General features: G+C 71.0%; 1 protein-coding gene. It reads right to left on the reverse strand.

What is annotated here, in order from left to right:
• Positions 1-14: 14 nt before the first annotated feature.
• Positions 15-13,181: an amino acid adenylation domain-containing protein gene (locus tag ABZ470_RS21550; RefSeq protein WP_362913248.1), complete on the reverse strand. Its 13,167-nt coding sequence runs from the start codon at positions 13,179-13,181 to the stop codon at positions 15-17.
• Between the last annotated feature and the right edge of the window lie 16 nt (positions 13,182-13,197).

The following is a 13,197-nucleotide window of genomic DNA, read 5'->3' on the forward strand; positions in this document are numbered from 1 at the left end:
TCTCAGGGAGGGGTTCAGAGGTGCGAGTCGAGCACGGGACCGATGACCGACAGCGCGTCCGCGCCGGTCATCTCGCCGTGTGTGACAGGGACGGGGTGGATGTCGAGGCGGCCGGTCACGTGCGGGTGCCAGGCCGCCGGGTCGGGGGCGTCGCCGGGACGGTCCGCGGCGGCGAGGAAGAAGAGCACGTCGCCGTCGTAGGCCCGTCTCGGCCTGTCCGCGGCGAGCGCCAGGTTGGCCAGGAACACCCCGATGACGCGGGCGACGGCCTCACCGCTCAGCCCGGACAGCGGTCCCTGACCGTGCGCGACGAGTGCGGCGTGCTCCTGCGGGGTCTCCGGCCAGGCGGGGATCTCTCCCACGGGCTGCCCGAGGGAGGTGAGGATGGCGGCGAGCAGGGCGGGGTCCCGGTCGGCGGGACGTTCGTCGAGCTCCGGATAGCCGTCCAGGATCGCGAGCAGTTCGACCCGCTCACCCATGGCCTGGAGCTCGGCGGCGACCGCGTGCGCGACCACCCCGCCGAAGGACCAGCCGAGCAGGGCGTAGGGGCCCTCCGGCTGAACCTCCCTGATCTGCTCGACGTAGGTCAGGGCCAGCTTCTCCACGCTGGCCGGGTGCAGGGACAGGTCGCCCAGGCCGGGCGCCTGGAGACCGTAGATCGGGCGGTCCGCGTCGATGTGCCCCAGCAGGCCGGTGTAGACCCAGCTGATGCCCGCCGCCGGATGCACGCAGAACAGCGGGTTGCGCGTCCCGCGTGCCCTGATCGGCAGCAGCACGGGGAAGGCCTCCCGGTTCGGCGAACCGCCGAGCACGGCCAGTTCGGCGACGGTCGGCGCCTGGAACAGGTCACGGACGCCCACGTCGAGCCCCGCCCTGAGCCGGACCTCCGCCACCAGCCTGGCCGCGAGCAGCGAGTGCCCGCCCAGGTCGAAGAAGTTGTCGTCGACGCCCACCCTGTCCAGGCCGAGGACGTCGGCGAACAGCTCGCAGAGCACCTCCTCCCGCGCGTCGCGGGGTCCTCGACCGTCCTGGGCGGCGGCGTACTCGGGGGCGGGCAGCGCCCGGTGGTCGAGTTTGCCGTTCGGGGTCAGCGGCAGCGCGTCGACGACGACCAGCGCGGCGGGCACCATGTGCTCGGGCAGCGTCGCGGCCAGTACGGCCCGCAGCGCGGCCACGTCGATCCCGGCCCCGATCCCGGCACCGCCTCTGGGGACGACGTAACCGACGAGCCGGTCGTCCCGGACGACGACCGCGCTGTGCGCGACGCCCGGCTGGGCGCCGAGGACCGCGTTGACCTCGCCGAGCTCGATGCGGAAGCCCCGGATCTTGACCTGGTCGTCGATCCTGCCGAGGTACTCCAGCTCCCCGTCGCGGGTCCGGCGGGCCAGGTCCCCGGTGCGGTACATCCGGGTGCCGGGCGGGCCGTAGGGGTCGGCCACGAACCGTTCCGCGGTCAGCGCGGGCCGGTCGTGGTAACCCCGGGCCAGGCCCTCCCCGGCGACGAACAGCTCCCCGGCGACCCCCACCGGGGCGGGCCGCAGCGCGGAGTCCAGAACGTAGGCGCGCAGGCTGGGGATGGCGGTCCCGATGAGCGAGCGGCTCTGCCCTTCCGCGGTCGCGGCGTCCAGGGCCCGGTAGGAGACGTGCACCGTGGTCTCGGTGATGCCGTACATGTTGACCAGGACCGGCGCGTCGTCGGGGTGCCTGCCGTACCAGTCGGCGAGCCTGCTCAGGTCGAGTGCCTCACCGCCGAAGACGACGCTGCGCAGCGCCAGCTTCGAACCGGTCTCCTGGTCCTCCGCCTCGGCCTGGACGAGCTGGTAGAAGGCCGAGGGGGTCTGGTTGAGCACGGTGACCCGCTCCCTGGCCAGCAGGCCGAGGAACTCCCTCGGAGAACGGCTGACCTCGAAGGGCACGACCACCAGGCGTCCGCCGTACAGCAGGGGGCCCCACAGCTCCCAGACGGAGAAGTCGAAGGCGCAGGAGTGGAACAGGGTCCACACGTCGTCGGGACCGAAGGAGAAGTGACGTTCGGTCGCGGCCATCAGCTGGACCACGTTGCCGTGCGGGACGACCACGCCCTTGGGCCTGCCGGTCGAGCCGGAGGTGTAGATGACGTAGGCGGGGTTCTCCGGCGCCGGGCCGGTCACCGGGCCGGTCACCGTATGGTCGCCGAGGTCCAGCTCGTCCAGCAGCACGTACGGCAGCGCGGTCGCGGGCAGCCCGGCCACGGTCGGGGCCGTGCTGACCAGCAGGACCGGGGCCGCGTCGTCGAGGGTGTAGGCGATGCGGTCGGCCGGGTAGCCGGGGTCGATCGGCACATAGGCGCCACCCGCCTTGATGACCGCGACGATCGCCACGACCAGGTCCGCGGAGCGCGGCAGCGCCAGGGCGACCAGGCCCTCAGGACCGACCCCGCGTTCGACCAGCAGGTTCGCCAGCCGGTTGGCCCTGGCGTCCAGCTCCGCGTAGGTCAGCTCCTCCTCACCGAAGGCCAGCGCGACCCGTTCCGGGGTGCGGGCCGCCTGCGCCTCGAAGAGGTCCTTCAGCGTGCCCGGCGCCGGGGTGAACTCCGTACCGCGCAGCAGGCGCTCACGTTCGGCGGGGGTCAGCACGTCCACCTGACCGGCCCGCAGGCCGGGATCGGCCGCCACCGCTTCGAGCACCCGGACGAACCGTCCCGCGATCTCCTCGGCCGTGATCCGGTCGAACAAGTCGGTCGCGTATTCGAGCACCCCGGTCAGGCCGTCTCCGGTGCGTGTCTCGCACAGGCCGAAGGACAGGTCGAACTTGGCGACGTCGGTCTCAAGCTCCATGACCTCCGCACGCAGGCCGGGCAGCTCAGGAGGCTCTCCCGTGGTGTCGTGCAGCGTCAGCATCACCTGGAAGAGCGGGTGCCTGGCCATCGAACGGGCCGGGTTGAGCACCTCGACCAGCCGCTCGAACGGCACGTCCTGGTGACCGTAGGCGTCCAGGTCCAGCGTCCGCACCCGGCCGAGCAGCTCGGTGAAGGTGGGGTCGCCCGACAGGTCGGTCCGCAGGACGAGCGTGTTGACGAAGAAGCCGACCAGGTCGTCCAGCGCGTCGTCGGTGCGCCCGGCGATCACGGTGCCGACCGGCAGGTCGGTGCCCGCGCCGAGCCCGCCGAGCAGTACGGCCAGCGCCGCCTGGACCACCATGAACAGGCTGGCGTTCTCCCTCCTGGCCAGGGCGGTGAGGGCGGCGTGCGTCTCCGGACCGATCCGCAGTTCGACCGAGTCGCCCCGGTTCGTCGGGATCACCGGCCGGGGCCGGTCGTACGGCAGCGCCAGCTCCTCGGGCGCCCCCTCCAGCGTCCGCCGCCAGTGGGCGAGCTGCTCGTCCTGGACGGTTTCGAGGAGGTCGCGCTGCCAGAGGGCGTAGTCGGCGTACTGCACCGGCAACGGCGCCCAGCCGGGTGCCTCCCCGGCCAGCCGCGCCGCGTAGGCCTCTCCCAGGTCGCGCAGCAGCGCCCCGATGGACCAGCCGTCCCCGGCGATGTGGTGCATGACCAGCGCGAGCACGTGCTCCCCGCGACCCAGGACGAACAGCGAGGCCCGCAGCGGAGGCTCGACCGCCAGGTCGAAGACGTGCCCCTGGGCCAGACCGAGGCACTCACGCAGGTGCCGTTCGTCCCTGACGTCCCGCACGTGCAGCTCGGGACGCACCCCGGCCAGCACCTCCTGGTACGGCAGGCCGCCCTCGACCGGGAACACCGTGCGCAGCACCTCGTGCCGTTCCACCACGTCGCCGAGCGCCTCCCGCAGGGCGGCCAGGTCGAGCGGGCCGGAAAGGCGCAGTGCCAGCGGCGAGTTGTAGAGGCCGCCGGTGCCCTTCATCTGCTCGATGAACCACAGCCGCGACTGGGCGGGGGAGAGCGGCACCCGTTCCGGACGGACGACCGGCAGCAGCAGCGGGCGGACGTCGTCCCGTCCCGCCTGCTCCAGGTGACGGCTGAGCCCGGCGACGTCGGGGTGCTGGAAGAGGGTCCTGACGGACACCTCGACGCCCAGGGCCGTGCGGATGCGGCTGACGAGCCTGGTGGCGAGCAGCGAGTGTCCGCCCAGGTCGAAGAAGCCGTCGTCGACGCCCACCCGCTCCACGCCGAGGACCTCGGCGAACAGGCCACACAGGATCTCCTCCCGCGGGGTGCGCGGTCCCCGTCCCTCTCCGGCCGTGCCGAAGTCCGGCTCAGGCAGCGCGCGCCGGTCGACCTTGCCGTTGGCCGTGACCGGCAGCGCGTCCAGCACCATGACCGCAGCGGGCACCATGTAGTCCGGCAGCCTGCCGGCGGCGTAGGCGCGCACCTGCTCGGGATCGCCCTCCCCGGTGACGTAGGCGACCAGCCGGTTGTCCCTGGCCACCACCAGGGCGCGCCGTACCGAGGAGTGGGCGGCCAGGACCGCCTCAACCTCGGCGAGCTCGACCCGGAAGCCACGGATCTTCACCTGGTCGTCGACACGGCCGACGAACTCCAGTTCACCGGAGGCGTTCCAGCGGACCAGGTCCCCGGTGCGGTACATCCGCTCGCCGGGCGGGCCGTACGGGCAGGCGACGAACCGCTCTGCGGTGAGGCCGGGCTTGCCGACGTAGCCCCGGGACAGGCCGGTGCCCGCGATGTACAGCTCACCCGCGACCCCTTCCGGGGTCGGTCGCAGCCCGGCGTCCAGGACGTAGACCCTGGTGTTGCGCATCGGACGGCCGATGGGGACCGTCGCGGGGACGCCGGTCTCGGCGGTCATGACGTGGCAGGTCTTGATGGCAGTGGTCTCCGTCGGGGCATAGACCGCGACAACCGTTATTTCAGGACATGTCGCCATCAAGTCGCGGACGGCGGCGGGCGAGACCACGTCCCCGCCCGTCCACACCTGCCGCACCTCGCGGAAGCTCTCCGGCGACTCCGCGGCCAGCACACTGAGCAGCCCCGAGGGGGCCTGGACCAGCGTCACCCGGTGCTCTGCGACGGTCCTGGCCAGGGTGTGCGCGTCCAGCGCGCCCGGCGGGGCCAGCACGATCCGGCCTCCCGTCACCAGCGGAACCCAGACCTCCGTCGTCGAGGCGTCGAACGCGGTCGGCGAGTGCAGCAGCGTCCGCTCGTGCGCGCCGGTCAGGAACTGCGGGTTGGCCAGCAGGTCGACGACGTTGCGGTGGGTGACCCCGACCCCCTTGGGCAGGCCGGTCGAACCCGAGGTGTGCATCACGTAGAGAAGCCGGTCGGGGTGGATCCTCAGCCCGGGGTTCTCCGCCACGGCTCCGGAGCCGGTGATCTCCAGGACGCTCCTGAGCGGGTCCTGCGCGATCGGGTGCCCGGTGTGCTCGGTGTCGACCAGGACGAAACGGGCGTCCGTCGCGTCCAGCACGTGCCGCAGCCGGGGTAGCGGATAACGCGGGTCGAGCGGCGCGTAGGTGCCGCCCGCCTTCGCCACGGCCAGGATCGCGGCGACCAGCTCGACGCTCCGCTCCATCAGCACCGCGACCGGCTCCTCGGGAACCAGCCCCCGGTCGAGCAGGGTGCGCGCGATGTGGTTGGCGCGGGCGTTGAGCTCGGCGTAGGTGACACCGGTCTCGCCGAGGACCACGGCGACCGTGCCGGGGTGGGCGGCGGCCTCGGCCTCGAACAGCTCGTGGACGCAACGGCCGAAGTCGGTCTCCACCGCGGTGTCGTTCCGGGTGACCAGCAGCAGTTCCCGCTCCTGGTCGGAGAGCACGTCGACGGTGCCGACCGCCAGCTCGGGGTCGTCGGCCACCGCCCGCAGCACCCGGACCAGCCGCTCGGCCAGAGCCGTCACGGTGCCGTGGTCGAACAGGTCGCAGGCGTACCCGATCGCACCGGTCAGGCCGTCAGGGGTCTCGGTGAAGGTGACATTGAGATCGAACTGGGCGTGCGCCTCACCGACCGGCTCCATGGTCCCGCGCAGCCCGGCGAAGTCCAGCTCGGCGCGGGTCTGGTTGTCGAAGGTGACGACGGTCTGGAAGAGCGGGTGTCTGGCGGGCGTACGGGGCGGGTTGAGGTGCTCGACGAGCCGTTCGAAGGGCACGTCCTGGTGGGTGTAGGCGTCCAGGTTGGTCGTACGGACCCGGTCGAGCAGTTCGGTGAAGGTCGGGTTTCCCGACAGGTCGGTCCGCAGGACGAGGGTGTTGACGAAGAAGCCCACCAGGTCGTCGAGTGCCTCGTCGGTACGTCCGGCCGTCGGCGTCCCGAGCGGAATGTCCGTCCCGGCCCCGAGGCGGCTGTAGAGGGTCGCGACGGCGGCCTGGAGCAGCATGAACAGGCTGACCTGCCGCTCGGCCGCCACCCGGACCAGCCGCCCGTGCAGTTCCGCGTCCACCCTGAACTCGGCGAGGTCGCCCCGGTGGCTGGGGACAGCCGGCCTGGCCCGGTCGTACGGCAGCGCCAACTCCTCGGGCATCCCCTCCAGTGCGTTGCGCCAGTGGGCGAGTTGTTCGTCCTGGACGGTTTCGAGGAGGTCGCGTTGCCAGAGGGCGTAGTCGGCGTACTGCACCGGCAGCGGCGCCCAGTCAGGGGAGTCCCCGGCCAGTCGGGCCTGGTAGGCGGCGGCCAGGTCGTCGAACAGCGGCCTCAGCGACCAGCCGTCCCCGGCGATGTGGTGCAGCAGCAGGACCAGCACGTGCTCGTCCGCGCCGTACGACAACAACCAGGCCCGCAGCGGCGGCTCAGCCGCCAGGTCGAAGGCACGGCCGACGACCTCGGAAAGCTCACCCGTCAGGTGCAGCACCGGCCGGACGTCCTCAAGCACCTTCTGGTACGGCACGCCGTCCACCGAGGGGAAGACCGTCCGCAACGCCTCGTGCCGGTCGGCCAGGTCCCCGAGGGCCTCCTCCAACGCCCGGGTGTCGACGGAACCGTGGAGCCGTACGGCGAAGGGCGTGTTGTAGAGGGCGCTGGGTCCTTCCAGCTGTTCGATGAACCACAGGCGTTGCTGGGCGAAGGACAGCGGGACGTGCTGGGGCCGGGTCATGGCGGTCAGGGCGGGCCGTACGGCGCCGGCCTGCTCGGTGGCCAGGTACCGTTCCAGGCGGGCAACGTCCGGGTTCTGGAAGAGCGCTCTGATCGGCAGCTCGACTCCGAGGACGGTGCGGATCCGGCTGACCAGCTTGGTCGCGAGCAGCGAGTGCCCACCCAGGTCGAAGAAGCCGTCATCCAGGCTGACCCGTTCGACCCCGAGGACCTCGGCGAACAGGCCACACAGGACTTCCTCCCGGGGAGTGCGCGGCTCACGCCCCTCCGTGACGCCGACCTCGGGCTCGGGCAGGGCGCGGCGGTCGATCTTGCCGTTGGCCGTGACCGGCAGGGCCCCAAGCGTCACGACCACCGGCACCATGTACCCCGGCAACCTGGCGGCGACATACTCACGCACCTGCTCGGAAGTGGCCTCCCCGGTGACGTAGGCCACCAGCCGCTTGTCACCCGGACGATCCTCCCGGACCACCACCACGACCTGACCGACCGAGGAAAGCCCCCCGACCACCGCCTCGACCTCACCCGGCTCGATCCGGAAACCACGGATCTTCACCTGGTCATCACTACGACCGACGAACTCGATCTCTCCCGAGTCGTTCCAGCGGACGACGTCCCCGGTGCGGTACATCCGCCCGCCATACGGACAGGCCACGAACCGCTCAGCCGTCAGACCAGGCCTGCCGGCATACCCACGAGCCAGGCCCGAACCGGCGATGTACAGCTCGCCCGCGACCCCGTCCGGGACCGGCCGCAGGGCCTCGTCCAGCACGTAGAGGCGCATGTTGTCCAGCGGACGGCCGATGGGCACCGAAGCCTGGGGAGCCGAGGACTCGTCCATGCGATGGCAGGTGGCGAAGGTCGTGGTCTCGGTCGGGCCGTACCCGTCGACCACCGTCAACCCGGGACACCGCTCCAGCACCCGCCGAACCGAAGCCGGGGAGACCACGTCGCCGCCGGTCCACACCTGCCGAACCGCCGCGAAACACTCCGGCGCCTCCTGCGCCACCAGGTTGAACAACCCCGCCGTCAACCACAGCGCGTCCACCCCACCACCGGACAACAACCGGGCGAAATCAGCCGTGGCGAGCTGCCCCGGCGGCGCCACGACCACCCGGCCGCCCGACAGCAACGGCACCCACAACTCGTAGGTCGAGGCGTCGAACGCGGTCGGCGAGTGCAGCAGCACACTCCTGGAGGTGATCCCGTCGAAGCAGCGGCTGTGGGCCAGGTCGATCACGTTCTGGTGGGTGATCGTGATGCCCTTGGGCGTCCCGGTCGATCCTGAGGTGAACATGACGTAGGCGGCGTGCTCTGGCCGGGTCGTGTCCGGCGGGGCCGTGACGGGCACCGGGGTCGTGGGTGGGGTGACGGTCAGGGTGGTGATGTGGAGATCGTGGGTGGTGTCGGTGAGCAGGAGGGTGGCGCCCGCGTCGGTCAGGATCCGCTGGAGGCGTTCGGTGGGTTGCCGGGGGTCGAGGGGGAGGTAGGCGGCTCCTGCCTTGAGGATGCCGAGGATCGCGACGACCAGGGCGGGCGAGCGGTCCATGAGCAACGCGACCGGCATGTCCTGCCGGGCGCCCGCCTCGATGATCCGATGGGCCAGGTGGTTGGCGTTCGCGTCGAGGTCGGCGTAGGTGAGGTGGGTGTCGCCGGAGACGACGGCCACGGCGTCGGGGATCCTGGCGGCCTGTTCGGAGAACAGCCGGTGCAGGGTGGAGACGACCTGCGGGGCGGCGGTGTCGTTCCGGGTGACCAGCAGCAGTTCCCGCTCCTGGTCGCAGAGCACGTCGATGGCGCCGACCGCCAGTTCGGGGTCGTCGGCCACCGCCCGCAGCACCCGGACCAGCCGCTCCGTCAGGGTGGTGGCGGTGTGGTGGTCGAACAGGTCGGTGGCGTACTCCAGCAGACCGGTCAGCCCATCGGGAGTCTCGGTGAAGGAGAAGGACAGGTCGAACTTGGCGATGTCCAGGTCGAAGGGATACTCCCGGCACTCCAGCCCGGCGAACTCCTCGGGCAGCGGGGTCTGGCTGTCCAGGGTGACGGCGGTCTGGAACAACGGATGCCTGGCCGGGACCCGCTCCGGATTGAGATGCTCAACCAGCCGCTCGAACGGCACGTCCTGATGGGTGTAGGCGTCCAGATTCGCCGTACGAACCCGGCCCAGCAACTCGGCGAAGGTCGGGTTTCCCGACAGATCCGTCCGCAGGACGAGGGTGTTGACGAAGAAGCCCACCAGGTCGTTGAGCGCCTCATCGGTACGTCCGGCCGTCGGCGTCCCGAGCGGAATGTCCGTCCCCGCTCCGAGGCGGCTGTAGAGGGTCGCGACGGCGGCCTGCAACAGCATGAACAGGCTGACCTGCCGCTCGGCCGCCACCCGGACCAACCGCCCATGCAACTCCGCGTCCAGCCCGAACCCGGCCACCCCACCCCGATGACTCGGCACGGCAGGCCTGGCCCGGTCATACGGCAACGCCAACTCCTCCGGCACCCCGTCCAACGCACCCTGCCAGTAGGCGAGCTGCTCATCCTGAACGGTTTCGAGAAGGTCGCGCTGCCAGAGGGCGTAGTCGGCGTACTGCACCGGCAACGGCGCCCAGTCGGGGGCGTCCCCGGCTAATCGTGCCTGGTAGGCGGCGGCCAGGTCGTCGAACAGCGGCCGTAGTGACCAGCCGTCCCCGGCGATGTGGTGCAGCAGCAGGACCAGCACGTGCTCGTCCGCGCCGTACGACAACAACCAGGCCCGCACCGGCAACTCGGCCGAGATGTCGAAGACCCCGACTGCCAGGTCCTCCACGACCGCCCGCGCCTGTTCGTCGTCGGCGCAGTCCCGAACGTTCAGCGTCAGCCGGGCGTCCTCAAGCACCTTCTGGTATGGCACGCCGTCCACCGAGGGGAAGGTCGTCCGCAGTGCCTCGTGCCTGGTCACCACGTCGGCCAGCGCCGCGTCGAGCGCCGAGGTGTCCACGGGGCCGCGTAGCCGTACGGCCAGAGGGGTGTTGTAGAGGGCACTCGGCCCTTCGAGTTGTTCGATGAACCACAGGCGTTGCTGGGCGAAGGACAGCGGGACGTGCTGGGGCCGGGTCATGGCGGCCAGGGCGGGCCGTACGGTACCGGCCTGCTCGGTGGCCAGGTACCGCTCCAACCTGGCCACGTCCGGGTTCTGGAAGAGCGCTCTGATCGGCAGCTCGACTCCGAGGACGGTGCGGATCCGGCTGACCAGCTTGGTCGCGAGCAGCGAGTGCCCACCCAGATCGAAGAAGCCGTCGTCGACCCCGACCCGCTCAACGTCGAGGATCTCGGCGAACAGGCCGCAGAGGATCTCCTCCCGGGGAGTGCGCGGCTCGCGACCCTCGGACGTGCTGAGATCGGGGGCGGGCAGCGCGCGGCGGTCGATCTTGCCGTTGGCCGTGACCGGCAGGGCGTCGAGAACCACCACGAACGGCACCATGTAGGCCGGCAGCCGGGCGCCCACGTACTCGCGCACTCCCTCTGGGACGGTGTCCCCGGTGACGTAGGCCACCAGCCGCTTGTCGCCGGGACGGTCCTCCCTGACGATCACCAGGGCCTGCCGTACCGAGGGATGCTCTGCGACGACGACCTCGATCTCACCCGGTTCGATGCGGAAGCCACGGATCTTCACCTGGTCGTCGGTACGGCCGACGAACTCGATCTGTCCGGAGGTGTTCCAGCGGACCAGGTCCCCGGTGCGGTACATCCGCCCGCCGTACGGGCAGGCGACGAAGCGTTCGGCGGTCAGGTCCGGCCTGCCGACGTAGCCTCGGGCCAGGCCTTCGCCCGCGAGGTAGAGTTCGCCCGCGATCCCGGCCGGGACCGGTTGCAGCGCCTCGTCCAGGATGTAGGCCCGCATGTTGTCCATGGGGCCGCCGATCGGCGGAACCGCCTGGTAGGCGAACGGGCGCCGCACCGGGTGGCAGGTGGCGAAGGTCGTGGTCTCGGTGGGACCGTACACGTGGACGAAGGCCAGGTCCGGGCAGCGTTCGACGGCCCGGCGCATCGCGGTGACCGATCCGGCCTCGCCGCCGCTCCACACCTCCCGCACCCCCGCCAGGGGACGCGACCCGTGCTCGGCCAGCAGATTGAACAACGCCGTGGTGAAGAACGCCGCCGTCGGCCGCCGTTCGATCAGCAGCGTGGACATGGCGTCCAGGTCGAGCTCGCCCGGCGGTGCCACGACCACCTGACCGCCGGAGAGCAGCGGCACCCACAGCTCGTAGGTCGAGGCGTCGAAGGCCAGGGGAGAGTGGACCAGCACCCGGCGGTGTTCCTCCTTGCGGAACCGGCCGTCGGCGGCCAGCGCCACCACGTTCCCGTGGGTGACGGCCACGCCCTTCGGCACCCCCGTGGACCCCGAGGTGAACATGACGTACGCCAGCTGATCCTGATAAATGGGCATATTTTGCCCGGCGGGTTCTACGTCCGGTTCGTTGAGCAGGGTGGCGACGTCGAGCACCGTCATGTCGCCCGGGAACGTCACCCGCCGGGCGGTCTCGTCACCCAGGACCAGGTGAGCCCCGCTCTGCCGCAGGATCACCTCGATGCGCGAGGCCGGATAGCGAGGATCGAGCGGAACGTACACGCCACCCGCCTTGAGCACCCCCAGGACGGCGATCACCGCCTCGAAGGAACGCTCCAGGAAGAGCACCACCGGGGTCTCCCTGGTCACCCCCTCGGTCGTCAGGCGCCGCGCCAGCCGCTCGGCACGAGCGTCGAGTTCCGCGTAGGTCAGCGTCCGCTCGTCCTGGTTGAGCGCGACCGCGTCCGGGGTGCGTGCGACCTGCTCGGCGAACAGTTCGGGAATGCTTCCCCCGGCCACCGGACCGGCGGTCTCGTTCCACTCGTCCAGGATCTCGGCCCGCTCCTCGGGGGCGAGCACGTCGATGGCGGCGATCGGCAGGTCCGGGTCGTGGGCGACGGCCAGCAGTACCCGCAGGAGTCGTTCGGTCAGGGTGGTGGCGGTGTGGTGGTCGAACAGGTCGGTGGCGTACTCCAGCAGACCGGTCAGCCCATCGGGAGTCTCGGTGAAGGAGAAGGACAGGTCGAACTTGGCGATGTCCAGGTCGAAGGGATACTCCCGGCAGGCCAGTCCGGCGAACTCCTCAGGAAGCGGGGTCTGGCTGTCCAGGGTGACGGCGGTCTGGAACAACGGATGCCTGGCCGGAACCCGCTCCGGGTTGAGATGCTCCACCAGCCGCTCGAACGGCACATCCTGATGGGTGTAGGCGTCCAGATTCGCCGTACGAACCCGGCCCAGCAACTCGGCGAAGGTCGGGTTCCCCGACAGATCCGTCCGCAGCACCAACGTGTTGACGAAGAAACCCACCAGGTCGTTGAGCGCCTCATCGGTACGTCCGGCCGTCGGCGTCCCGAGCGGAATGTCCGTCCCGGCCCCCAGGCGGCTGTAGAGGGTCGCGACGGCGGCCTGCAACAGCATGAACAGGCTGACCTGCCGCTCGGCCGCCACCCGGACCAACCGCCCATGCAACTCCGCGTCCAGCCCGAACCCGGCCACCCCACCCCGATGACTCGGCACGGCAGGCCTGGCCCGGTCATACGGCAACGCCAACTCCTCCGGCACCCCGTCCAACGCACCCTGCCAGTAGGCGAGCTGCTCATCCTGAACGGTTTCGAGAAGGTCGCGCTGCCACAGCACGTAGTCGGCGTACTGCACCGGCAACGGCTCCTGGATCGGAAGCCGCCCGGCCAGCCGCGCCTCGTAGGCCGTCTCCAGATCGACGAAGAGCGGGCCCACCGACCAGCCGTCGCTGACGATGTGGTGCAGCAGCAGGACCAGCACGTGCTCATCGGCGCCACGCGACAGCAACCAGGCCCGCACCGGCAACTCGGCCGAGATGTCGAAGACGTACCCGGCCGCCCGCTCGACCGCCCGCCGTACCTCGGCGTCGTCCGCGCAGGTCAGCACCTCAAGCACCGGCCGGGCCCCGGCCTCCCGGATCTCCTGGTACGGCCCGGCGTCAGAGGAGACGAAGACCGTGCGGAGCACCTCGTGCCTGGTCAGCAGGTCCCCGAGGGCGGCCTCCAGGGCTCCGGCGTCGATCCGGCCGCCGAGCCGCAGCACGAGCGGCGTGTTGTACAGGGCGCTCGGCCCCTCAAGCTGTTCGATGAACCACAGGCGCTGCTGCGCGTAGGAAAGCGGAATCATGGTCTTCCTCCGACGG

The organism is Streptosporangium sp. NPDC020072, assembly GCF_040631445.1.
Taxonomy (GTDB): Bacteria; Actinomycetota; Actinomycetes; order Streptosporangiales; family Streptosporangiaceae; genus Streptosporangium.